The organism is uncultured Roseobacter sp. (assembly GCF_947496515.1).
Taxonomy (GTDB): domain Bacteria; phylum Pseudomonadota; class Alphaproteobacteria; order Rhodobacterales; family Rhodobacteraceae; genus Roseobacter.
Map to the genome: position 1 here is coordinate 1 of NZ_CANMDB010000009.1, position 26,233 is coordinate 26,233.

Consider the following 26,233-nt stretch of genomic DNA (forward strand, 5'->3'; position numbering starts at 1 on the left):
CAGATCTGCCGCGGGGTCAGATCCCAACTCGTCAAATCCCCCGCCTCCAACTTCAGCTTCTGAGCCGAATCAGAGGAGATATAAAGTTCGGGGATCGGCGCCAGGTTGCCAAGCATCAGGAAAGTCCTTCGTATCATGTCGGATTGGGATCGGGGGCCATGCAAGCTCCGAAATTCAAGGCCAGATACACCGCAGGCGTGAACAAAATCCAGTAAATCTTCGAAAAACCGGATGTTAGCCTTAATGCCACTTGGTAAACGCCGCCAAGCCTGTTTGGTTTTGCCAGTTTATCGCCCCGAAAAGACGCCGACATAGCTTACCGGGCCAGATCCGAGGCTGCCCCGGAGCTGGCTGTCATCATCGGACGGTGCTGAAACCGGCCCGGGACGGTCACCTCGCCGACGATGCCGGGAAAGATGGAGTTCGGATCTTGGCCTGAATGCTTAAATAATAGTCGCTCAGTGTACTATTTATGCGGGAAAGTCAGCCAGTTCCTTTTTGATCGAAAACGTGGCCCTGCTCCCTCTTCCCGGAGCGTTTTTGTCGGCGAATAGACGCGCATAACGGGTACCTTCGGAGATCATAACGATTGACTTAAAAAGACACCCGGAAGTATAACGTTAATGACTAAATTTTTTCTAAATCATTTCAGTAATTTATATTTGCCAGTATAAGGAATACCCGATGTATAGCGCTCGTTTAGTAAATTCCTCCATGTACACCGAAGCTGATCGTGCCAAAGTCTCCACGCTCTTGCCTGCGACCGAATGCACGCTGACCGGGATGGGGGGCGTGCTGTCGAACCGGTCCGGCGATTTCGAGCTTGATGGCCGGGATGCCTGGATTTTCATCAGTATCAAAAACCGCAGCTTCAATCGCGGCTACATCGACCGCTTTATCGACATGTGTGAGGCGCAGGGGCTGAACGGATACATCTGCCCGGTCGATGACCCTTACCGCTACAACAGCATGGCGGAATTGCGCCGCGATGATCTTCCCCAGCAGGAGGAGGACAAGATCGGGCGGCTGTCCACGGACATCACGCGCATGGTGCAGAAGGCGCTGAATGGTAAAAGATCCACGCGGGTCAGCATCGTCAAATGGCGCGATCTCGAAGAGAAGACGCCCGCCGTCTACCGCGCCGAACTGACCAAGGCCTTCCACGACCGGACGGCGATCCGGGACATCCTCTACGATCACATCAGCTCCGTCAAACCTATCGAAACGGAACGGGATTTCGAGCGGTACGCCGAATTCTTCCTGTGCGAGGTACCGGTCCTGATGCACACCTACTACTGCAACGGAGCCACTCTGGACATCTACCCCGGCCCGCAGCCCAAATTCTTCTGGCAGATCGAGCTGGGCGTGTTTGAGCGCGAGTTGCCCGAACTGACAGCGCTGACCCGCGGCCAGCGCCCCATGCTTTATCTGGATACGCATCACCGACCCAAACTCAAGGCGTGATCGGCATGACAGTGAAAGAGAGAGCTGCGCTTTGCGCAGACGATGTGCTTGACGGTCACTTTACCCTGGTGTCGTTGCCCGGGATGATCGACGCGATCAGCCTTGAGGGTGCGCGCGGCTGGACCTCCCCCAATCCGCATCCGGTGCTCAGCCTGATGCAGTGGACGACGACCAATACCGATCTGGCCGCCGCGGCGCTCGACAGCGCGCTGGAGCGATTTCGCGAAAAGGGTCACGGCTTCGATTGGATGACAGGCCCGAAATGCGCGCATCTTATCCCGCTGTTGCAGGGAAAGGGCTTCATTGAACCCTCGCTTGACGTCGCTGCGATGGTTTGTGCGATCCCCCGGGATGTGGAGGCGCCGGTCCCGGCTGGCATCCGTATTTCCAGGATCGACGACCCCGAGGATTTGCGCGTGGCACGGGTCATGGCGCGTGGTTTTGATGTCCCGGCAGAGGTCGGCATCATCTTTCACCATGCCTATCTGACGCCATCACCGGTGCAGACATCGGAGGTCTTCGCGGCTTTTGCCGATGATGATGACGACCCCGTTGGCGTTGGCTACCTGTCCTATATGGCGGATGAACGCTCCGTGCTGCTGCGTGTGTCCAGTGTGCTCGAGAGCCACCGGGGCAGGGGCATCTACCGGGCGCTCGTCACCCACCGTCTGGCGGCAGCGGCGGCGCAGGGCAGGACGCAGATGTTTGTCCACGCCTATTCGGACGGCTCGCGCGCGGCCCTCGAAGACCTCGGGTTTGAACGTATTGGAACACTGCAGCTTCATCGCTGGAGGCCCTGACCATGGCACATATCCGGGTGGTAACACCGGTCATTCCCACAGGTCTGACGAAGGCGGAGGATTTCGAGGGTATTCTTGCGACTGAGGATACCGTTGATTTCGTTGAGATCGACAGGGGGCCGGCCTCTATCGAATCCGGGTTTGACGAGATGTTGGCCTCCGCCGGGACGGTCGCAAAGATCATCGAGGCCGAAGCTGCGGGGGTCGATGCTGTGGTCATTGACTGTATGGATGATCCCGGGTTGCGGGCAGGGCGCGAAAGCGTCTCCATCCCCGTGCTGGGGCCGGGCGAGGCGTCGATGAACCTCGCCTGCATGCTCGGGCATCGGTTCAGTGTTTTGTCGGTACTGGCCAACATGCGCGTCCTTTTCGAGACCCACGCGCGGCTCTATGGGGCGTGGGACAAATATGCCTCGACCCGCTCGGTGGAGATCCCAGTGCGGGATCTGCATGCCCAATCGGATCTGCTGAAATCCAACCTGCTGGAACAAGCCCTGCTGGCGCTGACGCAGGACGGTGCGGATACGATCATTCTGGGCTGTACCGGCATGCTCGGTGTGGCACACAACCTGCAGACAGATCTGCAACGCGCGGGATGGGATGTTCCGGTCATCGACCCGATCCCGGTGACGATCCGGCTGGCCAAGCTGCTTGTGCAAAGCGGGATCAGTCATTCCAAGGCGGTCTATCCCACGCCGCGAAAGAAACTGATGCAAGGGTACGACGGTTCTGCGTTGGAGGCGTTCCGTGGCTCATAGCGTGCAGGAACGGATCCCCGAAGCCTTTCCCTCCGAGGTGGGCCACGAAACACTTGGAGCGCTGGTACGCGCGGCGCTGTCAGTCTCTCCTGATCAGGTCGCACTACGGTATGCCGGTGCGGAAAAGACCTGTGGCGCCGTTCTTGCGGATGCGGACCGCGTGGCCGAGCGGCTCGCCGCGCTCGGCATTGGCGCGGGCGAACCCGTTGTGCTGGAGATGGAGCATTCCTTTGAGATGGTGGCCGCGCTCTGCGGTATCCTGCTTGCGGGCGGTGCGGCGGTGCCGGTGGATCCGAAACTGCCGGTCGAGCGGCGACGCGCCATCTTCTCCGATGTCGATCCAAGGCTCTATATCGAGTTGTCCGAGGACGGGCTCTCTCCGGAGATCAAGACTCGCAGCAGCCACATCGGAGCTCACCCGGGGCTGGCCTTCATCGTCTATACCTCCGGTTCCAGCGGTGGTCCGAAAGGTGTGGAAATCACCCATGATGCCTATGTGGGGCGCCTGAAACATATCATCTCGTCCAACCCCACAGCCCCCGAGGATGTCGATCTGATCTGGACCCCGTCGAGCTTCATCGGGATGCTGGACGAGGTTTTCTTTCCGTTTCTCAAGCACATTCCCGCGGTTATCGCGAGCCCTGCGGCGCGGTCCGATCCCCGTGCCTTTGCCGATCTTGTCGCCCGTGAGAAAATCACCACCTTCCGGATCACGCCCAGCCTTCTGGATGTGTTCCTGACCCCGGTGACCGCGGAAAAGCTGCAGGGCCTGCGCGCGATCTATGCCAGCGGCGAGACGATGTCGGACGCCGTGCAAAAAAAGGTTCACGATCTCATACCGGCAACCATCATAGGGTTTTACGGCGCCACCGAAGCGCCGGGCATCGCCTATCACGTCTACGACCGGGATGCGGATCCGCTCACCTCGACGGTCTGTACGCCGCAGGATTTCACCCGGCTACGGTTTGTCGATGCGACGGGTGCCGATGTCCCGACAGGGCAGACCGGGGAAATCTGGATCGGTGGTCTGGCCGTGGCGCAGGGCTACTGGCGCAAACCCGAGCTGACGGATGAGACCTTTGTGCAGGCGCAGGGTGTCTCATGGTACCGCACGGGTGATCTGGGCCGGCGGCTGGAGGACGGCCGCTTTGAGGTTCTGGGCCGCGCCAACCTGAACGAGGTCAACATCCTCGGGGTTCGCGTCAACATTCCAGAAGTCCGGGAGGTCCTGTGCGGGCTGGACGGGGTCACGGAAACCTGGGTTAGCATTGTGGAGATGTCACCGGGCGAGGATCCGGTGCTCGTGGGTCATTGTGTGACGCAGGACATCGCGGGGTTTGATCCCGACGCGCTCAGGACAACGCTGGCCGCCCGTTTGCCAACGGCGGCGGTGCCACGGCTCTTGCTGGGTCGGGAGAGCTTTCCGCTGACCGCCAATGGCAAGCTGGATGCGATGGCGCTGAAGCAGGAGGCACACGACCTTCTGACGACGCATCCCGCCCCAGCCGATGCAAATGCAGGGGATGTGCCCCTCTCCGATCAGGCCAATGTGCTGCTCCCACTGGTGCTTGAGGTCGCAGAGGAAACCCTGAAGACATCCGGTGTGACGGCGCGGGACAACTTCTTTGTGCTTGGCGGCAACTCCCTGCTCGCGGTTCAGTTCGCCCTGCTGATCAGCGAGCGGTTGGACCTCGAACTGACCAGCACGCTGATCTTCAACACCGCCAATTTCGGCGAGGTGGCCGAGACCATCGCCAGCGGGCGCTCCGAGAAAGTCTCGCCCCTGCGGCTGCTGCGGGCGGGTGCCGAGGGTGCGCCGCCGCTCTTCACCATCAACGCCATCGGCGCCTATGTCCGGCTCTCGCGGCAACTGCAGGCGCAGGGGACCGTCTATAACCTCAACCTCTTCGGCCTGACCAACGAGGTGGTCGACCGGATCGACAGGCTGACATTGCAGGACATCGCTCAGCGGTTTGCCGATGCGGTGCTGGAGGCGCATCCGACCGGCCCATGGCGGCTCATGGCCTTTTGTCAGGACGGGTGTCTGGCGGTTGAAATCGGGCGCATTCTGCAGGCACGCAATCAGGGATCGTGCAGCCTGTTGTTGATCGATACCTTCTTTCTGGACCACAAGTTCAATTTCAGGATGCTGATCTCCCGCGCCATCGACATGGGCCCGTCCTATTTTTTCCAGAAGTTCAGAAACAGGTTCCTTGGCAAGCCGCCGGACCAGAAGCCAAAAGAAATCTCCGTCGAACAACGCGCCGCCCAGCTGGAGAAATCCCAGAATGACGGCCGCCTCTACCGACGGTACATGGAATTCTTCATGTCCTATCAGCCGACCTCTTTCGAGGGGCCGATCGTGCTGTTTGTCTCAACCGAATGGCGGCACGTGCGGCTCGACGGGATCCGCGAGATGGCCAGGAACGGCCTTGTGGTCAAAGACCTGCCCGGTCGTCACGGCGCGATTTTCTCTCCACAAACACTGCCCGTCCTGGCCAATGCCGTCGATGGCAGCCTGGAGGATTTATCGGCGCAGGGCCACTGATCCGGCAGGCCGCGATTTGATCACTGTGTGAGCGATACTTGAACGTACCGCTCGGATGTGTCGGGGGATCTGTCGGGAACGAACGCACCTGAGGTCTCGCAGTCTCAAACACAAAAAAAGCGCGGCGCCCCGAGAGACGCCGCGCCATGGACCAGATTGTTTTCGATCAGAACAGGAAGTTGAGTTCCGGCTCTTCGAGGACCAGAGGGGAGGTGCTGTTGAAGTCACCTTCTCCGGCGCGCAGCGCATCCCACATCGACCATGGCTCATCGCCCCGCTGACCGGGCTTGCCGATGATGTCATTTGCGGTATCACCGTTCCCGTTGGTGATTTCCAGCATCAGCGTGTCCGTCTCGAAGTCGATCACGGTGCGGGCCTTGTAGGCATCGTCCAGACCAACGAAGACGATTTCATCGAACATACCCTGCAGGGCATCCACATTGATCAGCTCATGCGTGCCAACACCACCGGTGTAGTCGGACAGGTCGATGTTCAGCGTCCCGTCCAGCGAGATGCCGGACTGAACCGGGCTGCCGGACTGGTCCCAGTAACCGGAGCGGAATTCGCCCAGTGTCGAGAAGCCATCTTCATCGGCCACAAAGCTCAGCGTGGCATTGTCGGCCATCTGCATAATGGCGCGGCCATCGCTGTCACCGTCAAACCCGACCCGGGCGTCAGAGCCCACGATGCGCAGCTCGCTGCCGTTCGACAGGATCATCGACGCATCGTCCGTGGCAAGAATGGCCTGACCGTTGTCGCCCACCTGAATGGTGACGTCACCGTCCACCACACCGGTGTTGGCAAAACGCCCACCTTCGATGTTGACCTCCAGACGTCCGGCGTCGCCGAAACCGTTGGTCCAGAACTGACCGGCGCCGTCGATGGAGACATGGCCATCGCCACCGCTGGTGGACAGGGTGCCTTTGACTTCCAGCAGACCGGAGGTCACCGCCAGTTTGCCACCGTCACCCAGATCCAGATCTTCGATCCGCGATGTCAGCGAGCCGTACTGAACCCAGTTGCTGCCAAGATCAACCGTGTCGCCATCGGTGGGCAGCTCTTCACTGTCCCAGTTGATGCGGTTGTCCCAACGCACGCCACCGGCAAGGTCATTGGGGATGAAACGGTGCTCTTCCACCGCGGACCCGTTGTCCAGATCCTGACCGAAACCGGACTGGAAGTAGTTGACGATATCGCTGGCCGTAACCACGTCATCGTACTCGGTGTTGGACAGACTCAGGATGTAGTCCATCAGACCTTCAATCGTGGCGGTTTGCCCACCGGTCAGCTCAGCGGCGTACCGCTGGATGGTGGTCTGCATCGCCTGATCGAAATCCACATCGTCCAGATTGCGATCCATGGCATCTTCTTTCCAGCGCTTGGGATCGGATGCGAGCCAGTTCAGAACCTTTGTATCTTCATAGAAGTAGGAGGCGTTCTCCTTCTGCGACGTCGCAAAGCGGGTCACTTCCTTGCCGTCCAGACCGTTCGGATCATCCGGATCGCCCAGATGTGCCACGATGTTGTCCAGCATGGTGCTTTCGTAGCCACCGTTGGTGGTGCCCCAGCCCTGGCCGCCGATGCTCTGCGCTTCCTTAAAGGCACCCGACGTAATCACGTTGTCCGCGAAATACGTGAAGTTACCCACGTGGCCAAAGCTCTTGTAGTTGCCGCCCAGAAAGTTCACCGCGACGTTGTTGTCGAGGAAGAGGTTGTCCTCGGCAAAGGCACCGCCACGCAGCTGCGCGCCGACGGAAGACGATTCCGACGAGATGTTGTCGCGGAAGGTCACATCACGGGTGTCCCACTGCAGATAGACGTTGTGGCTGAACTGGTCAGGCGCACCGCCGGTCCCGTCCATGTTATAGCCGTCTTCCCAGCCGTTGTGGTGGAACACGTTGCCTTCCAGCAGGAGGCCGGTTGAATCCACGCCCAGCAGACCCTGGGTGACACCACTACCGTCGTTAAAGTCGATCGTGGCGTAGCTGATCGAGGAATCGTGCAGCGTCACAAACTCACTGCTCCGGATACCAAGACCGTCCGATACCAGATCGGTGTCAGTGATCAGAACGTTTTTGCTGTCCTTCACACCCATCCCGCCATGGACTTCGAGGTTTGAGATCACAATGTTCTCCGACGGCCGTTGCGAGATCGCAATGGTGTTGTCGAGGACGGGCGCAGGCCCCTCACCCCAGGAGGTGATGTGGATCGGATGCAGTTCGCTTTCACCCATGGCACCGCGACCCGTGACCTTGCCCAGATCGGTGTACTCATAGCCTGCTTCAAACAGCAGCCAGTGCGAGTTGGGATCCTGGTAGTCGGCAGTCAGCTCGTACCACAGGGTCATGCCCACATCGGTTGCCAGCGCCATATCTTCGCTGCCGCCATACTCGGGATGCTCCATCAGCCACTTGCCGTCGATGTCGCCAACCGCAACGCCTTCGCGGGCCGCGATGTCCGACAATGTCAGCGCTTTTTCGTCTTCCGAGACATATACCTTGCGATGGTTGTCGCCGGTTTCCACCACAACGTCGCCGTCGCTGTCACGTTCCAGCATGTAGTGCTGACCCATGCCCCAGCCCGCTTCCTGCGTTGGCGCCTGCACGTCAAGCTTCATCGTGCCGGTGGACGTGCTGCCATCGGCATAGGTTGTCTTGTACTCCACGGCCAGGGGACCTTCGTGGTCCGTACCGGTCATCACCACGGCGATGGAGTTGTCGGGATTGACGGTCGCATTGCCGGCAGCGGGCCCTTCGACGATTTCCACCGACGTGATCTGCTTGGCGGTATTCAGCTCCAGCGTCGTGGTGCGCCCGCCGCTGACGGAAACGGTTTCACCTGCGCTGTACTCCACTGCCTCAACCCGCACTGGGCCTTCGCCTGTGTCCGATGTGGGCAGACGCGGAGGCGTCGGCTCGGGATCAGTATCGGTATCGGTATCAGGTTTGGTGTCAGGGTCGGTATCTGTGTCGGTATCAGGTTTGGTGTCGGGATCCGTATCTGTGTCGGTGTCCGGTTTGGTATCGGGATCTGTGTCGGTGTCTGTATCGGGTTTCGTTTCCGGCACAACCACGCTGTCGAGGCTGACCATCTCGAACTCGGTATCGGGCCCGGACCAGTCCAGATCCAGCGTCTGCGATCCGCGCGCCTCGAAGTACAGAACCTCAATCGGGTAAGACCCGGCTTCCAGCTTCAGCGTCACAGTCTTGGTGATGGCATCGTGCAAGCCGTCGTTGTCGATCACCACCTTGCCGCCGATGCTCAGCTGCGAGCCATCGTCAGAATTCAGGTTAAAGGTATAGGTACCCGCCTTTTCGATTTTGATGTCGGCTGTGAAGCGGGCTGCAAAAAAGTTGCCTTTCCCGCCATCGTAGAAGGCATCATACCCTTCGTAGCTCAGGTCGCTCACGACTTCTTCGTGCACGCTCGGTGCTGAGAAGTCGATCTCGGACAGGGATTTGATGTCACGATCGTCGTCGTGGATGTTGAAGAACTCAGCCAGAAACCCTGGCTTGGCCTCATCGCCAGGCGTCGGTTTCGGCTCGGCACCGCCACTGCCCGGCACGATCGCGCTATCGCCGTCGATGTTGACCATCTCAAAGCCTGTATCGGGACCCGACCATTCCAGATCCAGCGTCTGCGTGCCGCGGATTTCGTAATACAGCAACTCAATGGGGTGCGACCCGGCCTCCAGTTCCAGCGTCACGGTCTGTTTCACCGCATCGTGCAGACCGTCATTGTCGATGACAAGATTGCCGTCGAGCGTCAGCTGCGAACCGTGATCGGAATTGAGGCTGAATGTATAGGTGCCTGCTTTCTCAACGGTAATCTCCGATGTGAAACGGGCCGCGAAAAGATTGCCTTTGCCACCGTCCCAGAACGCTTCCTCACCGTAGTAGTTGACCTTGTCCACGACTGTCTTGTGTGCGGCGGGCGCATCAAAGTCGATTTCGGACAGCGATGTGATGTCGCTGCGGCCACGATCGAGGACGAAGAACTCCGCAAGGAAGCCCACCTCTTGTGCCGCCGCTTCGGGTGCGGGCTCTGGCTCGGGCTGGCTGACCGGCGCTGGGCCGGGCTCAGGCTGCACTTGCGGTGTCGTGTCTTGTGGCGGAGTTGCCGTGCTTGGTGTCATAGTGTTGCTGCCATTTATGTTGACCATTTCAAAGCCGGTATCAGGACCCGACCACTCAAGATCCAGCGTCTGCTCGCCGCGGATTTCGTAGTACAGCAACTCAATTGGGTGTGACCCGGCTTCCAGCTCCAGTGTCACCGTCTGTTTGACGGCATCAGTATCACCGTCGTTGTCGATGATCCGGTTGCCGCCGAGCGACAGCTGCGAGCCGTGGTCGGAATTGAGGCTGAACGTATAAGTGCCGGCGGTCTCAACAGTGATATCTGCTGTAAAACGCGCGGCGAAGAGGTTGCCTTTGCCACCATCCCAGAAGGCATCTTCTCCGTAGTAGTTCACCTCATCCACGACTTGTGTGTGCGCAGCTGGCGCAGTGAAATCGATCTCTGAAAGAGATTTGATCTCGCTGTCGGCGCGATCAAGGATGAAGAACTCCGCCAAGAGTCCGGGCTGGTTTTCCTGGTTCGTCGCCATGTCTTATACTCCTAATAACTCTGCAACTAGACGTGCATTGGGTTAGCCGCGTCGGCCTCAGCTTTACTGAGAGCGTCAACGGCGCTAGGACCTAAGGAACCAAGGAAAACCCGCGTCTGGCGGGGAAACACAACTCAAGGTCACCGTTCGGCCGATGCTTGAGTTCTACGGGGGGAGTGGCACCGCAATGAGGTGCAATAGTGACCATTTCGTGGGCGGACGGATGTGTACTACATCAACCCTGGTCGAATCGTTTTCGCTGCTAAAGGCCTCATTTCGTGTGCTTTTCAGCGGCTATGCTGCCGCTTGAATTGTGTCATAAAACGCACATACGGGAATTGAATCAAAAGCAAAACGCCATCTGAACCAGAAGCGATAAAGAGGCAAATTCCCGCTCAGATAGGTGTTTCCGTCGGTGCCTTTATGCCAGAAATACACGTGTTAACAATGTATTAGATCTTGTTTGCCTACTGTTCCATTCGTGCCCGAATGTTGGGCTGGGCTGCCTTCTGAGAGGATTTGCATTCAATTCCGACTCAGCTTGCTCTAATCAAATCGACGAAAGAGACGGCAGGTTGACTGATTTGAACGCCATGCAAGAGCAGATTATCGCGCCCTACCGAACGGAGCCTGCATGGCTGGTCACCGCAGCATCGTTTCTGGTGGACCGGATCATACCGGATTGTGAGCGTGTTCAGCTTCCGGCGCATGAGGTAGCGGGCGGTACGCTGAGATACGGCAGGGGTCCCTTACCTGCGCCCTCTCTCCCGAAACGACAGCTGCGATCATGGCGCAAACCCAAACCGATTGCTGCGCCGCACGAGACTGTCTTTGATCTGCGCCGAAACACACCAACGAACTGGGCGCATTTTCTCAACAACCATCTGCCCATTGTCTTCTCGGTTTGCGATCAGCTGGGCATAGATCCGCAAGAGGTGCTGTTGGTGCTGCCCGACCAGACGCCGGGCTACATCCGCGGGGCCGCCGCCATGTTCGGCCTTGAGATCCTGACCACGGATGCGGCGGTGGACGGGACAGGGGTGCTCTTTGACGCGACCCCCTGGACGGGCATCCGGCCCCTGCGGCATGCCTGGGTGAATACCGCCCCGGTGCAGCAGGTGATGGCGCGCCTTGACGCCGCCGCCGATGACGCCGCACCGCGCAAGGTGTTCCTGTCCCGGCGTGACACCCGCGCGCCTCTCAACGAGGCAGAGGTCATGGCCTGGCTGGCGCCCCGGGGTTTCGTCAGGATCTACCCCGAAGACCTGACCCCGGAACAGCAGATCCAGCTGTTCCGGCAAACGGAGGTCATGGTCGCGGTGCACGGCGCCGGCCTCGCACCTCTGCTCTACACACAAGCGGGTGGGCGCCTGCGCCAGTTGATCGAGGTGTTGCATGCGGGGCATATGACGGATGTCTACCGCGTCATGGCGCATCAGGTCGGGGTGCAGTGGACCGGTGTGCGCGGGCGGCTGACGCCAGAGCTGATCAAGGGCGCCTATGACCTTGGGGGGCGCTACCGGGCGCATTCGCTGGATAACTTTGAGATCGACATCACATCGCTGCAGGTCGCGTTCGAGATGGCCGGACTGGAATGAGGGACACGGGATGACAGCAAAACACAAGGTCTTCGGGATCGGGTTCCAGAAAACCGGCACCACCTCTCTGGGCACGATTTTCACCAAGCTGGGATATGATGTCGCCAGCTACCGCGATTTTCGCGACTTCGCGCCGCACGACCGGGCCGACTGGGCCGAGGTGACCAGCCGCGCGCTGGAAATCGCCGCGCGCGTGGATGCGGCCAAGGATACGCCCTGGCCCTTGCTCTACCGCGAATTGGATGCCGCTTTCCCGGGATCGAAGTTCATCCACGTGACCCGTGATCCGGACGCCTGGATCGCCAGCGCGGTCAAGGATTTCGCGGCACACCCCAACGGGCTGCACCAGACGATCTACGGCTGCCCCTATCCCAAGGGGCACGAGGATACATGGCTGGCCCGCTACAACCGGCACAACGCGGAGGTCGCCGAATACTTCGCCGACCGCCCGGATGACTACCTGCACCTGCGGCTTGAGGACGGCGTGAGCTTTGAGGCCGTTTGCGATTTCCTCGGCGAGCCGCGCGTGGGGCAGGGGGTGCCTGTGGCCAACACCCGCGCGCGCAAGCGGCTGAAAATGATCTGGTGGCGGCTCTTTCGCAAGGGCTGAGGGGGCTTCGCACCCAACCCCCCCGCCGCATGGCGTGGTGTAACGGCCCGTCGCATCGCAATTCCTGACCACAGACAGCGGTTTGACCCCGGCGGATCAGGCCCGCTCTCGCCGCCACGGCTCTCCTCCGTCTGCATACGTGGGAACAGACCCCCCAGCAGCCCGGACGGAACCCTACCGCTTTTTCAGGAAAAGCTCTTCAATCTCGCGATCACCCATGACGCCCACCGGGCGCAGCGCCATCGTCAACACAATCACCAGCCCCAGCATGACGCCAGAGAGGCCCAGCACCTCCGGCAGGTCGATGCCGATCACCACGGGTCCCGTCTCAAGCCAGCGCACGACCTCCAGCCCGAAGGAGATGGCGAAGGTCCCCAGCACGGCCCCCGTCACCGTGCGCATACCGCCAAAGATCAGCATCGCGAGGGTCAGAAAGACGTGGTTGAAATAGAACGGCCGCGCCGAGATCGTCCCGAGGAAATAGGCATAGGCAATACCCGCGCAGGCAAGGATCAGCGCCGACAGCACCCATGCGATCAGCCTCAGGCGGACGACATGCACGCCCATCGCCGCAGCGCCGGTTTCATCGTCGGCAGAGGCGCGCAGCATCACGCCCCAGGCGCTCTCGCGAAAGCCGCGCACAACAAAGACCAGAACGACAGCCAGCACCACGATGGAGGTCAGGGAAAAGACCTGGGGGATGCCAAAGAACGCCTGATTGCCTTTGAAGATGTCGGTCCGGTAGAGAAAGATCGCATGCACGATCACGAGGATGGCGAGGGTTGCGATGGTGGCCCCCGTGCCGGTCATGCGCACGATGAAGATGCCCACCAGACAGGCGATGACCCCGGTGATCACCAGTGCGACCAGCGCCGATGTCACCGGGTCCAGCGCAAAGGCATTGAGACCCCAGGGCGCGTCGGGAAGGGCGATCTGCTTCATCGCCACCGGCGTCACGCAGATGGCCGCCGCATAGGCGCCGATCCCCATAAAGGCGCTGTGGCTGAGGTTCGTGAGCCGCGAATTCCCCATGAAAACCTGCAGGCCCAGCACCACGATCAGGTTGACGAAGGTGCTGTACACAAGGCGGAGCTGATAGTTCGAGGCCAGGAATGTGGCCAGCACGCCGATGGCGATCAGGATCGCGGCCAGCATGCAGGCCCCCACGATCCCGCGCTTCTGGCTTCGGGTCAGGGTCACAGCTTGTCCCCCTTCTCCTTGGCGGGGCTCAGGATGCCGTCGGGTCGCCAGACCAGCACCAGCGCGATGATGCCAAAGACGAACGCATCCTTGAGCCCGCCGTATTCCTGCGGCAACAGCACCAGCATGGCCACTTCGACCGCGCCCAGAAGAAAGCCGCCCAGCACCGCGCCCGGCAGGCTGCCAAAGCCGCCGACGACACAGGCGACAAAGGCCTTGAGCACCGGGTTGAACCCGAAATGCGGGTCCACCGATCCGCGGCGCGCCATGATGAAGATGCAGGCCAACCCCGCCAGAAGCCCGGAGATCAGAAAGGCCAGTGCAAAGACCCGGTTGGCGCGGATGCCGGTCAGGCGCACCATCTCGAAGTCGCGCGACGCTGCCCGCATGGCCAGCCCCAGCGTGGTTCTTTGCAAAAAGAGCACGAGTGCCATGATCACTACCACGGTCGTCACGGATTCGAAGATCTGCAAGGACGAAATCTGTACACCGAAAAGCATCACCGGCGTGTCCAGGAAATAGAGCGACGTCACCGCAATGGGGCGCGGTGAGATGAACAGCAAAAAGAGGTTTTGCAACACGATGGAGACGCCAAAGGCGGTCAGCAGGCCGGTTGTGGGGTCGGCGTAGCGCACAGGCCGGAAGGCGACCCGTTCCAGCGCGACCGACGTCAGAGCGGTTGCCGCCACGGCGCCGACGATGATGATCAGCGGATTGGCCGTGACCAGCGCGGCAAAGGCGACCATCGTATAGCCGCCTACCGCGATCACCTCGCCATGGGCGAAGTTGACCAGCCCCATGACCGAGAAGACGATCGCAAGGCCAAGCGCCAGCAGCGCGTATTCGGCGCCAAAGGACAGGGCATTGATGATCTGCTGCGCTGCATAGTCCATCTCAGCCCAGCCCCGTCAGTTTTGCCATCATATCGGTACTTTCGCCCAGCTCCTCGGCAGTGCCCTCGGCCTGAATGCGGCCGCTGTTCAGCAGATACGCATAGTCCGAAATCTGCAGCGCCTGACGTGCGTTCTGCTCCACCAGCAGGATCGTCATGCCGTCGGCGCGCAGCTGCGCGATCATCTGAAACACCTGTGCGACGATCCGCGGTGCCAGCCCAAGGCTAGGTTCGTCCAGCAGCAGGATCTTCGGCTTCGACATCAGGGCGCGCGCAATGGCGAGCATCTGTTGCTCTCCGCCTGACAGGGTGCCGCCGGGCTGGTCCCGGCGCTCGCCCAAAATAGGGAAGGTATCGAACCACCGCTCAATATCGGCCTGCACGTTTTCGCGGTCGGCCCGGATCCCACCCCCGAGCCGCAGATTTGCCTCGACGCTGAGATTGCTGAAGATCCGCCGCCCTTCGGGCGAGACGGCAATGCCGCGCCCGATACGGTCCTCAACCGTCACCCGCGTCAGATCGGTGCCCTCCAGCGCGATGGTGCCACTGGCCCGTGCAATGCCGCAGATCGCCGAGATCGTGGAGGTCTTCCCGGCCCCGTTTGGTCCAAGAAGCGCCACGCATTGCCCTGCGCCCACACGCAGAGAGATGCCGTGGACGGCCTCGATGGGCCCGTGAAAAACACGGAGGTTTTCGATGCTCAGCATGAGGTCAACAGGGCGCGACAGGCTGGCCGCGCCCCGGCTGAGTTACCAGTCCGTAGGGACATTTTCTGGAATTTCGTTCGAGACGAGCACCCGCTCGCCGTCCTTGTAGCCAATGACGGGGATCGTGCGCTGGGCGTAGGTCTTGGTCTCCTTGAACGAAATGCTGTCAACCGTCAGGACCGGGATGCTGTCAGCCTCGCGGATCGTCTGGGCGATGGTTGCGGGATCCGTGCTGCCCGACTGCTCAATGGCCCAGGCGACGGCTTTCACCGTGTCGGCACCGGTCGCGGGAAAGAGGCCCGGCACATCCACACCCAGTTCCTTGCAGTCGTTGATGAAGCTCACCACCGCACTGTCGGCGTGACTGGGGGCAAGGGTCGCAAAAAAGACCTTGTCCAGCAGCGATGGATCATCCGTGCCGATCGCATCCAGCGACGGATCGTCAAATCCGTCCGATCCCACGACCCAGGCGTCGATGCCAGCGCTGCGCAACTGGCGGACCAGCACGCCCACATCGGGCATGATGGAGGAAATATAAACCGCGTCGATCTCTTCGCCGAGCGCCCGCATCTCGGCGATCTGCGGTGACCAGTCAGAGGTGCCAAAGCTGAAATTCAATGTCTCAAGCACCGTGCCGCCGGCTGCCTCGATCGCCTCTCCGAACCACAGGGGCGTCTTGGCCGACCAGCTGCCGCCCTCGTCCGAGGTCATCAGGACCACATTCTGGACACCGTTTTCCAAGGCATAGTTGGCGGCCGCCGTGGCGGTGAACGGGTCCGGCGAGACGCCGGTAAAGAAGTTGTCGACGATGCCCGCGTGCATTTCAACCTGTGTGGACTGGGGTTGGAAGATCGACACGCCATAGCTCTGCGCGACCTGAGCCACCGGGATCATCGTGTCTGAGAACGGGATCGTGCCCAGCATGACCGCGCCCTCGTCCAGAAACTTCTGCGCCAATGAGATCGCGGTCTGCGTGTCGGCCCCGGCGTCCTGCACCAGCACCTCGATCATCTTGCCGTCCACACCGCCGTCGGCGTTGATCATCTCGGCCATGCAGCGCGCGCCCTGCCATTCGGCATAGGGCGCGTAGTCGCCAGTCATGGGCACGCCCAGACCGATCTTGATGGTCTCCTGTGCAAAGGCGGCGGGTGTCAGGGCGGTGCAGGCCAGCGCCGCGAGGATGGATTTTTTCATGGTCGTCTCCTTGTTGGTGGTTTTTTGTTCAGGCAACGGCGCTCGCGTCTTCTCCGAGATAGGCGCTGATGACTTTCGGGTTCTTGGTGATCTCCTGCGGTGTGCCCTCGGCGATGATGGCCCCCATGTCGAGCACGGTAATCCGCTCGCAAAGGGTCATGATGAATTTCAGATCGTGATCAATGACGAACAGCGCGCAGTCTGCCTCCGCCTGCACCCATGTCAGGGCGCGTCCAAGCGCGTCGGTCTCTTCCTCGTTCATGCCCGCCGCCGGTTCGTCCAGCATCAGAACCTTCGGTCTGAGTGCGAGACCGCGCACAATCTCCAGCCTGCGCTGATCCCCGTAGGACAGGGCATTCGCCGCCAGTGTCAGCTTGTCGCGCAGGCCGAATTCCTCGATTGCCGCCTCGGGCAGGGCCGCGCCACCCCCTGCGTAGCGGGCAACATCTATGTTCTGCTCGACGCTGAGGCTGGGAAAGACGCGCAGGTTCTGAAAGGTGCGCGCAATACCTTGCCGCGCGCGCTGGTGGGCGCTTTGACCGGTTAGGGAGGCACCATCGAGTGTCATGGTGCCCGACGAGGCCGTCAAAAGCCCCGAGATCAGGTTGACGAGCGTGGACTTGCCCGCGCCGTTCGGTCCGATCAGCCCGCGCACCTCTCCGGCGCGCAGCACAAAGGAGACATCGCGCACCGCCTGCACACCGCCGAAGGATTTGCTGACGCCGCTCAACTCCAGCATCGCGGCCTCCCCTCGTTCTGGCGGACGGCATCTCTCACAGGGCGTCCAGTTCTTCGATCAACGCGGCGGTGGTGACCTGCCTGCAATAGCCCTTGATCGTCCTCAGCGAGTTTTCGTGCCGCTCGGGCGTGTAGGTCAGGCAGGCATCCGTCACCTGCGTCACCAGATACCCCAGATCACAGGCATCGCGGATCGCACTTTCCACGCATTGATCCGTGATCAGCCCCGAAATCACCAGCTGCCGGACGCCCAGATTGCGCAGCACGTAATCGATATGGGTGGAGATGAAGACAGAGGAGGAGGATTTGGGCAGCACCATCTCGTCGCCCTCGGGCGCGATCTGGTCGATCACCTTGCCGTCCCATGACCCTTTGGGCACGTTGAACCCGGTGATCTTGTAATCCAGCGACCGGTCCCGCCCGTCGAGCGTCAGGCTCTCGATCGTGGTATACATCACCTCGACCTCCGCCCTGCGGCAGGCGGCCTGGAGGGCCTGCATATTCGGGATCACGCGGGCGTCCAGCTCCTCAAAGAACCAGCCATATGTCTCGTTGAAGTCTGCCTCGGGCATATCCTTGAACTCGCCGCCGTCGCGGTGCGCGGCAAAGTTCTGTACATCCACGAACAGCAGGGCAGAGGCTTCGGGCACCAGCGGGACAGCGCGGGTCAGCGTCATGGCGTCTCCTCCAGCACCGACCCGATGGCGGCAGCCAGCAGGTCCGCCCACCGCGCGACACCGGCCGCATCCGCCAGATGATCGTTGCGCACCTCGATTAGGCTGTGACGCACGCCGCGAGCCTCCGCGTGGCGCGGAATGAACCAGTCGCTGGCATCGTCGATCTGATAAGGCTCGTTCAGCGCCAGCGTCAGCTCCGGCGCATCCGCCGACATCCTGTTGATGAGACGCCGTGCCGTGTCCATGTCCCGCCGCACCAGAAAGCCCGCATCCCACGGACGTGCCCGCCCCTGAAAATGCGGGGTAAAGCTGTGGATGGAGAACACGGCCCGACGCGGATGCGCCTCGAACGCCGCGGTGATCGCATCGTTCATCGGATCGAAAATCGCCTGCCTGCGTGCGGCGTGATCCGCTGCGCTGAGACCGATATTGCCCGGCACCCGTGTGCTATCGCTGACCTCGGGGATGGACTCCTCGGATCCCGGCGGGCGGTTGCAGTCCATCACCAGCCGGCTGTAGCGCTGCAGGATCAGCGGGCAGCGCAGGCGGTCCGCCAGACGGCACGCCAGATCCTCCGCCCCGATGTCCCAGCCGATATGCCGATCAATCGCGCCATCGGGCAGCCCCAACCCGTTTAGCGCCTCCGGCACGGCCCGGCCCGCGTGTTCGCACAGCAAGAGCACCGGTGAGGCCGCCTGCCCATGGCGCAGCGTCACGGGCGCCGGATCGTTCGCGCGCAGCAGGCCGCCATGGGCAGCGCGCCCGTTTTCCCCGGCATCCATCACATTTGATCTTGTCACAGCTGTTCCCCGATCCTGCCGGAAGTAGACGAATGAAATTTTCCAGAGTCAAGTATTTCAAGTTGACTGAAAGAAAATTTTCATAAACGCTGGACCGGCAAAGGGGCCGGGGCGTGAAAACCGTGCAGATCAGACAGAAGATTGAAAAGGCATCCGACGGCTTCACAACCGGCGAGCGCAAGCTCGCGGCGGCCATCCTGTCGGATTACCCCTATGCGGGCCTGTCCTCCATTCAGGATCTTGCCTCCCGGTCCGAGGTGTCGGCACCGTCGATCTCCCGCTTCATGACAAAGATCGGGCTCACCGGGTATCAGCAGTTCCAGCGGCTGCTCATTGCCGAACTGAAAGACGGGGACCGCAGCCCGGTGGAGGTGCACGAGCGCGGCCGCCATATCGAGGGCGACTATCTGGCGGATTTCCTCGCCAAGGCCAGCGCCCAGATGGCCATCGCGGGCGACGCCATCACCGACGAGCAGTTCAACCGCGTCTGCACACTGCTCTCGAACCCCAAACACAGCGTCTACGTCCTCGGCGGGCGGATCAGCGACACGATCGCGGCGCATCTGTCGTTTCACCTGCGGCAGGCGCGGGCGGGCGTGTTTCATTTGCCCTCCGACCCGGAAACCTGGCCGGAGTATCTGTTGCGGATGAAAGCGGGCGACATCTTCTTCGTGGTCGATTTCCGCCGCTACCAGACCTCGCTTGCCAGCCTCGCGGCACTGGCCCGGGACGACCGCGGCGCGCGCGTGATGGTGATGACCGACAAATGGATCTCCCCCGTCGCGCGGCATGCCTCTGACGTTCTGCCGGTTCCGATCAAATCCGGCACCCTCTGGGACACCTATTCCTCCGCCCTCGCCGTGATCGAGGCCATCGTGACCCGGATCGCCGAAGACACCTGGGAGCTGACCCGCGACAGGATCGAGAGTTGGGACAGCCTCCGCGTGACCACAAAGGACAGCCCCCAATGACGCCGATGCCCCTGATCTTTGCCGCCACCTGCGATATTGCCGGCAAGGTGCGCGGCAAGGCATTTCCCGCCGACCAGCTTGAAAAGCGTCTCAGCCGCGGGGTGGGCTGGGTGCCCACCAACGTGCAGATCACCTGTTTCGACAGCATCGCGGAGAGCCCCTTCGGCTCTCTGGGGGATCTTCTGCTGGTGCCCGATCCGTCCTGCGAAGTGAACGTGGCCTTTGGCGAGGGTGCGCCGGAGCATTTCATGCTCGGCGATATCGTCACGCTCGATGGGGACCCTTGGGCTTTCTGCACGCGGCGGCTGTTGCGCGATGCGCTGGACCGGTTGCACCGCCTGACCGATGCACGGCTGTTCTCCGCCTTTGAGCACGAGTTCCAGCTCAAGGGCACCGGCCTGCCCAACGAAGGCTTCGGGCGCCGGGCGTTTGAAGACCAGCGCGGGCTGCTGGAAACCCTGATGGGCGCGCTCAAGGCGGCTGGCCTCACACCCGACAGCATCATGAAGGAATACGGGCCCAACCAGTTCGAGGTTGTGCTCGCCCCGGAGATCGGGGTGAGATCCGCCGATGCTGCCGTGATCCTGCGCGAACTGACCCGCTCTGCCGCGCGGGCCGCGGGGGAGGAGGCGACCTTTGCCCCGATCCTCGATACCGCCTCCGTCGGGAACGGTGTCCACATCCACCTGAGCTTTCAGGACGCGGATGGCACGCCGCTCACCCACGATGAAGATGGCCCCTGCGGCATGTCGGATCTGACGGCGGGTTTCGCCGCGGGTGTTCTGAAATACATGGCGTCCATTCTGGCGCTCACGGCACCGTCCGTGGTCTCCTACGAACGGCTCACACCGCATCGCTGGTCGGCGGCCTACAACAATCTGGGCTTTCGCGACCGCGAGGCATCGCTGCGGGTCTGCCCCGTTACGGCCCGGGATCCTGCCTCCATCGCGCGGCAGTTCAACATCGAATACCGCGCGGCGGATGCGGCGGCCTGCCCGCATCTGGCGCTGGCGGCGGTCGTCCATGCAGGCTGTCAGGGGATCGAGGACGGGCTGCGCGCCCCGACGGCGACGGAGGATGACCTGTCCCTCCTCTCCCCCGAAGAGCTGACCGCCCGCGGCTTTACCCGCCTGCCCGAAACACTGGTATCGGCGCTGGACGCTTTCACCGGAAACGACACGGTCACCGGCTGGTTCCCCGATCCATTCGCAGCCGTCTACCGTGCCCACAAAGAGGCCGAGATCGCGCATCTCGATGGCATGGATACCCCTGCCAAATGTGCCGCCTATGCGACGACCTACTAGGGAAAAACCGATGACGCGCCCGCACTGGCCCACCGGACCCAACACCGCCCTGCCGGACCAACGCCGCGGCATCGCCGGTGACAGGGCGAAAGGGGATGTCGCCCGCCGCCACCCGCCGCCTCGGGCAGTTGGCCTGCCCCACCCTTGCGGAGACACACCATGACACCCGTCACCGTCTTCGGCCCGGATTTTCCCTTTGCCTACGACGACTGGCTCAAACACCCCGCGGGGCTGGGATCCGTGCCCGCCGAAGCCCACGGCGCCAGGGTCGCCATCATCGGTGCCGGTGCTGCGGGTGTCATCGCGGGATATGAGCTGATGAAACTTGGCCTCTGCCCGGTCCTTTTCGAATCCGGGCACTTCGGCGGACGCCTGCGGTCGCAACCCTTTCAGGGCGCCGATGGCGTGATTGCGGAGCTGGGCGGCATGCGCTTTCCCGTCTCCGGCACCGGGTTCTATCACTACGTCGATCTGCTCGGGCTGGAGAGCCGCCCCTTTCCCAACCCGCTGACCCCCGCCGCGCGCTCAACCGTCATCGACCTGCTGGGCAAGACCTACTACGCCGAGACACTGCAGGATCTGCCGCCCCTCTTTCAGGACGTGGCCCGGGCCTACGATGCGGCGCTCGAAGAGGGGGCGAATTTCGCCGCCCTCAAACACGCCATCCGGGCGCGCGACATCCCACGCATCAAGGAGATCTGGAACCCGCTCGTCGCCGCCTGGGACGAACGCACGTTCTATGATTTCGTGGTCTCGTCACAGGCCTTCCGAAAGCTTTCCTTCCACCACCGCGAGGTCTTCGGTCAGGTCGGTTTCGGCACCGGCGGCTGGGACAGTGACTTTCCCAATTCGATGCTGGAAATCCTGCGTGTCAACGTCACGGAATGCGACGACCACCAGCGCTACATCCTCGGCGGTGTCGAACAACTGCCCCGGCGGCTGTGGGCGCATACCCCCCACAGGCTCACCCACTGGCCCGCCAGCACCAGCCTGCGCAGCCTGAACACCGGGGCGACCCGCGCCGGGGCCAAACGCCTCAGGCGGCTGCCCGACCACCGGATCGAGGTCACGGACAGCTGGGGCCAGGCGGAGGCCTTCGATGCGGTGCTCGTCACCTGTCAGACACATCTTCTGACCACGCAGATCGACACCGAAGAAGCGCTCTTTTCGCAAGAGCTGTGGATGGCGCTGGATCGCACCCGCTACATGCAATCGGCCAAGACATTCGTGATGGTGGATCGCCCCTTCTGGAAAGACCCCGATCCCGCAACGGGCCGCGATACCATGTCCATGACCCTGACCGACCGGATGACGCGGGGCACATATCTGTTCGACAACGGGCCGGACAAACCCTCCGTGATCTGCCTCAGCTACGCCTGGATGACCGACGCCCTCAAGGTCCTGCCGCTGCCGGTCGAAAAACGGGTGGAGCTTGCGCTCTCCGCCCTCGCCAAGATCTATCCGTCGGTCGACATCCGCAGCCACATCCTGGGCGATCCGATCACGGTCAGCTGGGAGACGGATCAGAACTTCCTCGGGGCCTTCAAAGGAGCACTCCCGGGGCATTACCGCTACAACCACCGCATGTTCGGGCACTTCATGCAGGGCGAGATGCCGCCCGGCCAGCGCGGGATCTTCATCGCGGGCGACAGCGTCAGCTGGACGCCCGCGTGGGTCGAAGGGGCGGTCCAGACCTCCCTGAACGCGGTCGCGGGCATCATTGCGCATTTCGGTGGCCGTGCGGCACCGGAGAACCCCTCACCGGTCGATGCCTATGCCGCGCATGGACCGATCCGTCTGAGCGTCTAAGATGGGCAGACCACCGGGCGGCACACCACACAAGCGGAGAGACCCATGAGCTGCACTCACACGATCCACAAGCATCACTACCATCTGGGATGGGACAACACGATCGAGCCCGCGCTCAGCGTTGCGCCGGGTGAGACAATCGCGGTGGAGACGATCGACGCCTCGGGTGGCCAGCTCCACGCCAAATCCACGCTGGAGGATCTCACCGCACTGGATTTCGACCAAGTGAACCCCGTCACCGGACCGATCTATGTCGAAGGGGCGGAACCGGGCGACGCGGTGGCGATCACCTTCAAGGCGTTTCACGCTTCTGGCTGGGGGTGGACGGCCAATATTCCGGGCTTCGGGCTGCTCGCGGATGAGTTTCCCGACCCCGCCCTGCATGTCTGGAGCTACGATACAGGGCTGGCCAAACCTGCCGTCTTCTCGCCTTTCGGGCAGGTGGCGCTCAAGCCGTTCGTGGGCACCATCGGGCTGGCCTTGGCCGAGCCGGGACAGCACAGTGTCGTGCCGCCGCGCCGGGTGGGCGGGAACCTCGATATTCGGGACAACTGCCTCGGCACCACGCTCTATCTGCCGGTCGAGGTCACGGGTGGCCTGCTCTCGCTCGGCGATACGCACGCAGCCCAGGGCGACGGCGAGATTTGCGGCACGGCCATCGAAAGCCCGATGGACGTGGAGATCAAGGTGGATCTGATCAAACACGCCCAGTTCCCGTTCCCCCGGCTGGAGACCGATGGCCCGGTTTCGACCCACATCGACCGGCAGGGCTACCGTATCACAACGGGGATCGGCCCCGATCTGATGCAATCCGCACGCGATTCCGTGCGCCAGATGATCGACTGGATCTGTGCCAGAACAAAAATCTCCCCTGTGGAGGCCTACATGCTGTGCAGCATCTCCGGCGACCTGCGGATTTCCGAGATCGTGGACATGCCCAACTGGGTCGTGAGCTTCTACTTTCCGAAATCCGTTCTGGGATAGGGGCATGATCCATGTGTCAGATCCCCCCGATCTGCCAGCCTGAAGCGTCCCGCGAAAAACCCGAACCGCGTAACGCTGCCTGAAATCAAAGATGTCGACGCGCTGCGTGATGCGTCAGGCCCCGGCATTTCGTCAGATGCCATGAACGCAACGGCTTTCAAAGCCAATCAGCTCGATCGTCGACCGCCTGAGGGGCGGTGCAGTCGTAAACCCCGTCTTCGATCTGCCTGCCGCAGGGTGACAATCGATCCCGCGATCTGATGTCCGGCGCCTCGCTTCACCGGATCCCACGTCCGCGGTACCCTCTCTGGTAACACGACGCCAGGTGTCGGAACCCATCGGCCTCACCTCATCAGTACAGATGTCCTAAAACATCGCGGATTTCCGCCACGCTGGAGAGAAAGCGCGCTCCCCAAGCGATGCAAATGCCCGCTTTGACGTCATATAGCCGCCCCCGGTAGTCGACCGGCGGTGCCCAACGGACGGCTCCGCCTTCCGCGATCCCTGCACCCGGACCCCGCGTCCCGGCACGTGCGCTCAAGGAGGATCCCAGATCGTCCCCTCGGTGTAGATTTGCGATGCCGATGGGTCGGCACAGGAGGATCCACCGGAGCCGGGTCTCCCGCGGACATCAGATCGACCCCAGTGCCCGTGTTTTTCCGTCGGCCTGACGCATCCCGCCCGGACGTCAGGCCGGGCAGCGGCCGAGCCCCCTCGATGGGGGCGAGGGCGCTTGCCTCCTCCCGATCACGCCCGCCCGCTCGTCCAACGGGTTGCGACCGGCTTGTCCCCGTCCTGCGGGTAAGTTTCCGTCAAAACCGGCAGCGTCAGATGTGACGCTGACTTCACACAGGTCTCTGCCCGCACCAACACGGCTCACTTGTCGCGAAACTGCGCCTCGCGTTTCTCCAGAAAGGCGGACATCCCCTCGGCCTGATCTTCCGTCGCGAAAAGCGCGTGGAACATGCGCCGCTCGAAGAGGATCCCCTCGCGCAGCGGCACCTCATAGGCGCGGTTGACCGCTTCCTTGACGACCATCGTGGTGATCATGGATTTCTCCGCGATCTTCTGGGCGGCCGCATGGGCCTCCTCCAAGAGCTTCTTGCAGGAGACGACCCGGCTGACCAGTCCTGCGCGTTCGGCTTCCTCCGCATCCATGAACCTGCCCGTCAGATGCATATCCATCGCCTTGGACTTGCCCACCACGCGGGTCAGCCGCTGGGTCCCGCCAATCCCCGCCACCACGCCGAGGTTGATCTCTGGCTGGCCGAATTTCGCCGTGTCCGAGCAGATGATGAAATCGCACATCATCGCCAGCTCACACCCGCCGCCCAGCGCATAGCCGGAGACCGCCGCGATAATGGGCTTGCGCACCGCGGTGATCTGGTCCGCCTCGGATGCAAACAGATCGCTCGTGAACACCTCGACAAAGCCCTTGTCCTTCATCATCGCGATGTCGGCCCCGGCGGCAAAGGCCTTCTCGGAGCCGGTGATGATGATGCAGCGCACCTTCTCGTTGGCCTGCGCCTCGCCCAGCGCCTGCGCCAGTTCCCGCATCAGCGCGTCGTTCAGCGCGTTGAGCGCATCCGGCCGGTTGAGCGTGATTTGCGCCACGTGGTTCTCCACATCGACGATGATCGTTTCATAGGCCATGAAGAATGCTCTCCGGTTGTGCTCCCAACCATCGACACAATACCATGCCGCGACGGTGTTCAAGCTATCTTTGGCACCGCGGGCAGAAGAATGTGGACCGCCCTGACTGCACGATACGTCCTATGACACCCCCGCAGCCGTCGGTGCGGCAGGGCGCGCCTTCGCGCCCGTAGACGTCGAAACTGTGCTGGAAATACCCCAGCTCGCCGCCGGTCTGCCGGTAGTCGCGCAGGGACGAGCCGCCCGCCGCGATGGCCGCCGCCAGCACCTCACGGATGACCGGCACCAGCCGCGCGACCCGCGCAGCACCGATCCGCCCCGCCTTGCGGGTGGGCCGGATCCCCGCCCGGAAAAGCGCCTCGCAAACGTAGATATTGCCCAGACCGGCGACCAGCCGCTGGTCCAGCAGTGCGGATTTCACCGGCGTCATGCGCCCCCGGAAGGCCGCGATCAGATGGTCCTCGTGAAAGTCATTGCCCAGTGGCTCGGGCCCCAGCACCGCCAGCAGCTTGTGCGCCTCCGCGCCTCTCGTGGCCATCAGGTCCATCGCCCCGAACCGCCGCGGATCGTTAAAGGTGATCCGCGCACCGTTGCCCATGTGCAGCACCACATGATCGTGCTTTTCCGGCGCCGGATGGGCGTGCACGAAATCGCCCACCTGATCGCCCGACACCAGCATCCGCCCCGACATCCCCAGATGCACCAGCAACGTCTCATCTGTGTCCAGATCGGCCAAAAGATACTTCGACCGCCGCCGCAACCCCAGCACGCGCGCCCCCGTCAGCCGGGCCGCCATCCGCGCGGGAAAGGGCCAGCGGAGATCAGGCCGGTTCACGTCCGCCCGCGCGATCACCGCACCTTCCATGGCAGGCGCCAGCCCGCGCATCACGGTTTCAACTTCGGGGAGTTCGGGCATTCCG

The 26,233-nt window shown here is 62.1% G+C and carries 20 protein-coding genes; 10 read left to right on the forward strand and 10 right to left on the reverse strand.

Going from position 1 to position 26,233, the window contains the following annotated elements:
- The first annotated feature begins 684 nt into the window (after positions 1-684).
- From Q1A53_RS15365 to Q1A53_RS15380, 4 genes are read left to right on the forward strand one after another with little or no spacing between them, the layout of a single operon-like run.
- A complete protein-coding gene (locus Q1A53_RS15365) occupies positions 685-1,464 on the forward strand; it encodes a hypothetical protein (protein ID WP_299968458.1) in 780 nt (259 codons plus the stop codon).
- A gap of 5 nt (positions 1,465-1,469) precedes the next feature.
- Positions 1,470-2,264, forward strand: coding sequence for a GNAT family N-acetyltransferase (locus tag Q1A53_RS15370; protein WP_299968460.1), 795 nt, complete (start codon positions 1,470-1,472; stop codon positions 2,262-2,264).
- A gap of 2 nt (positions 2,265-2,266) precedes the next feature.
- Positions 2,267-3,022, forward strand: a complete 756-nt coding sequence (locus tag Q1A53_RS15375; protein WP_299968462.1) for an aspartate/glutamate racemase family protein — start codon at positions 2,267-2,269, stop codon at positions 3,020-3,022.
- Positions 3,012-5,570 (forward strand): AMP-binding protein, encoded by a 2,559-nt coding sequence (locus Q1A53_RS15380; protein WP_299968464.1) that lies wholly within the window; start codon positions 3,012-3,014, stop codon positions 5,568-5,570. Before Q1A53_RS15375 ends, Q1A53_RS15380 begins: the two co-directional genes overlap by 11 nt.
- A gap of 166 nt (positions 5,571-5,736) precedes the next feature.
- Here the strand turns inward: Q1A53_RS15380 and Q1A53_RS15385 are convergent, their stop codons facing one another.
- Complete coding sequence (locus Q1A53_RS15385; RefSeq protein ID WP_299968466.1) at positions 5,737-10,176, reverse strand: PA14 domain-containing protein; 4,440 nt, start codon at positions 10,174-10,176, stop codon at positions 5,737-5,739.
- 593 nt (positions 10,177-10,769) lie between these two features.
- Here Q1A53_RS15385 and Q1A53_RS15390 point away from each other — a divergent pair.
- Entirely contained in the window at positions 10,770-11,774 is a 1,005-nt protein-coding gene (locus tag Q1A53_RS15390) for a glycosyltransferase family 61 protein (protein ID WP_299968468.1), read from the forward strand.
- Between the two features lie 10 nt (positions 11,775-11,784).
- Positions 11,785-12,384, forward strand: coding sequence for a sulfotransferase (locus Q1A53_RS15395; protein WP_299968470.1), 600 nt, complete (start codon positions 11,785-11,787; stop codon positions 12,382-12,384).
- Positions 12,385-12,558: 174 nt separating this feature from the next.
- Here the strand turns inward: Q1A53_RS15395 and Q1A53_RS15400 are convergent, their stop codons facing one another.
- The 7 genes from Q1A53_RS15400 to Q1A53_RS15430 are packed head-to-tail and all read right to left on the reverse strand — an operon-like array spanning position 12,559 to position 18,592.
- A complete protein-coding gene (locus Q1A53_RS15400) occupies positions 12,559-13,584 on the reverse strand; it encodes a branched-chain amino acid ABC transporter permease (RefSeq protein ID WP_299968472.1) in 1,026 nt (341 codons plus the stop codon).
- Positions 13,581-14,477, reverse strand: coding sequence for a branched-chain amino acid ABC transporter permease (locus tag Q1A53_RS15405; protein WP_299968474.1), 897 nt, complete (start codon positions 14,475-14,477; stop codon positions 13,581-13,583). Before Q1A53_RS15405 ends, Q1A53_RS15400 begins: the two co-directional genes overlap by 4 nt.
- 1 nt (position 14,478) lies before the next feature.
- Positions 14,479-15,183 (reverse strand): ABC transporter ATP-binding protein, encoded by a 705-nt coding sequence (locus Q1A53_RS15410; RefSeq protein ID WP_299968476.1) that lies wholly within the window; start codon positions 15,181-15,183, stop codon positions 14,479-14,481.
- 42 nt (positions 15,184-15,225) lie between these two features.
- A complete protein-coding gene (locus tag Q1A53_RS15415; protein WP_299968478.1) occupies positions 15,226-16,377 on the reverse strand; it encodes an ABC transporter substrate-binding protein in 1,152 nt (383 codons plus the stop codon).
- Positions 16,378-16,405: 28 nt separating this feature from the next.
- Complete coding sequence (locus Q1A53_RS15420; protein ID WP_299968480.1) at positions 16,406-17,116, reverse strand: ABC transporter ATP-binding protein; 711 nt, start codon at positions 17,114-17,116, stop codon at positions 16,406-16,408.
- A 34-nt stretch (positions 17,117-17,150) separates the two neighbouring features.
- Complete coding sequence (locus tag Q1A53_RS15425) at positions 17,151-17,792, reverse strand: isochorismatase family cysteine hydrolase (protein ID WP_299968482.1); 642 nt, start codon at positions 17,790-17,792, stop codon at positions 17,151-17,153.
- On the reverse strand, positions 17,789-18,592 hold the full coding sequence (locus tag Q1A53_RS15430; RefSeq protein ID WP_299968484.1) for an N-formylglutamate amidohydrolase: 804 nt from the start codon (positions 18,590-18,592) through the stop codon (positions 17,789-17,791). The genes Q1A53_RS15425 and Q1A53_RS15430 overlap by 4 nt, the downstream gene beginning before the upstream one ends.
- A gap of 113 nt (positions 18,593-18,705) precedes the next feature.
- Here Q1A53_RS15430 and Q1A53_RS15435 point away from each other — a divergent pair, with 113 nt between their 5' ends.
- The 4 genes from Q1A53_RS15435 (at position 18,706) to Q1A53_RS15450 (ending at position 23,660) form a co-directional block, all read left to right on the forward strand.
- The gene (locus Q1A53_RS15435) at positions 18,706-19,563 is read left to right on the forward strand and encodes a MurR/RpiR family transcriptional regulator (RefSeq protein WP_299968486.1); all 858 of its coding nucleotides are present in this window, start codon (positions 18,706-18,708) and stop codon (positions 19,561-19,563) included.
- A complete protein-coding gene (locus Q1A53_RS15440) occupies positions 19,560-20,867 on the forward strand; it encodes a glutamine synthetase family protein (RefSeq protein ID WP_299968488.1) in 1,308 nt (435 codons plus the stop codon). The genes Q1A53_RS15435 and Q1A53_RS15440 overlap by 4 nt, the downstream gene beginning before the upstream one ends.
- Before the next feature lie 159 nt (positions 20,868-21,026).
- The gene (locus Q1A53_RS15445; protein WP_299968490.1) at positions 21,027-22,676 is read left to right on the forward strand and encodes an NAD(P)/FAD-dependent oxidoreductase; all 1,650 of its coding nucleotides are present in this window, start codon (positions 21,027-21,029) and stop codon (positions 22,674-22,676) included.
- 45 nt (positions 22,677-22,721) lie between these two features.
- Positions 22,722-23,660 (forward strand): acetamidase/formamidase family protein, encoded by a 939-nt coding sequence (locus Q1A53_RS15450; RefSeq protein ID WP_299968492.1) that lies wholly within the window; start codon positions 22,722-22,724, stop codon positions 23,658-23,660.
- A gap of 876 nt (positions 23,661-24,536) precedes the next feature.
- Here Q1A53_RS15450 and Q1A53_RS15455 read toward each other — a convergent pair.
- Positions 24,537-25,313, reverse strand: a complete 777-nt coding sequence (locus Q1A53_RS15455) for an enoyl-CoA hydratase (protein ID WP_299968494.1) — start codon at positions 25,311-25,313, stop codon at positions 24,537-24,539.
- 64 nt (positions 25,314-25,377) lie between these two features.
- Positions 25,378-26,229, reverse strand: a complete 852-nt coding sequence (gene mutM, locus Q1A53_RS15460; RefSeq protein ID WP_299968496.1) for a bifunctional DNA-formamidopyrimidine glycosylase/DNA-(apurinic or apyrimidinic site) lyase — start codon at positions 26,227-26,229, stop codon at positions 25,378-25,380.
- Positions 26,230-26,233: the final 4 nt, after the last annotated feature.

Excerpts from the sequence above, each read along its gene's own strand:
- Q1A53_RS15405 (WP_299968474.1), bottom strand. The coding sequence starts at position 14,477 with ATGGACTATGCAGCGCAGCAGATCATCAATGCCCTGTCCTTTGGCGCC.
- Q1A53_RS15455 (WP_299968494.1), bottom strand. The coding sequence starts at position 25,313 with ATGGCCTATGAAACGATCATCGTCGATGTGGAGAACCACGTGGCGCAA.
- Q1A53_RS15440 (WP_299968488.1), top strand. The coding sequence starts at position 19,560 with ATGACGCCGATGCCCCTGATCTTTGCCGCCACCTGCGATATTGCCGGC.
- Q1A53_RS15410 (WP_299968476.1), bottom strand. The coding sequence starts at position 15,183 with ATGCTGAGCATCGAAAACCTCCGTGTTTTTCACGGGCCCATCGAGGCC.
- Q1A53_RS15385 (WP_299968466.1), bottom strand. The coding sequence starts at position 10,176 with ATGGCGACGAACCAGGAAAACCAGCCCGGACTCTTGGCGGAGTTCTTC.
- Q1A53_RS15445 (WP_299968490.1), top strand. The coding sequence starts at position 21,027 with ATGACACCCGTCACCGTCTTCGGCCCGGATTTTCCCTTTGCCTACGAC.
- Q1A53_RS15415 (WP_299968478.1), bottom strand. The coding sequence starts at position 16,377 with ATGAAAAAATCCATCCTCGCGGCGCTGGCCTGCACCGCCCTGACACCC.
- Q1A53_RS15375 (WP_299968462.1), top strand. The coding sequence starts at position 2,267 with ATGGCACATATCCGGGTGGTAACACCGGTCATTCCCACAGGTCTGACG.
- mutM (WP_299968496.1), bottom strand. The coding sequence starts at position 26,229 with ATGCCCGAACTCCCCGAAGTTGAAACCGTGATGCGCGGGCTGGCGCCT.
- Q1A53_RS15390 (WP_299968468.1), top strand. The coding sequence starts at position 10,770 with ATGCAAGAGCAGATTATCGCGCCCTACCGAACGGAGCCTGCATGGCTG.
- Q1A53_RS15425 (WP_299968482.1), bottom strand. The coding sequence starts at position 17,792 with ATGACGCTGACCCGCGCTGTCCCGCTGGTGCCCGAAGCCTCTGCCCTG.
- Q1A53_RS15420 (WP_299968480.1), bottom strand. The coding sequence starts at position 17,116 with ATGCTGGAGTTGAGCGGCGTCAGCAAATCCTTCGGCGGTGTGCAGGCG.
- Q1A53_RS15365 (WP_299968458.1), top strand. The coding sequence starts at position 685 with ATGTATAGCGCTCGTTTAGTAAATTCCTCCATGTACACCGAAGCTGAT.
- Q1A53_RS15395 (WP_299968470.1), top strand. The coding sequence starts at position 11,785 with ATGACAGCAAAACACAAGGTCTTCGGGATCGGGTTCCAGAAAACCGGC.
- Q1A53_RS15370 (WP_299968460.1), top strand. The coding sequence starts at position 1,470 with ATGACAGTGAAAGAGAGAGCTGCGCTTTGCGCAGACGATGTGCTTGAC.
- Q1A53_RS15450 (WP_299968492.1), top strand. The coding sequence starts at position 22,722 with ATGAGCTGCACTCACACGATCCACAAGCATCACTACCATCTGGGATGG.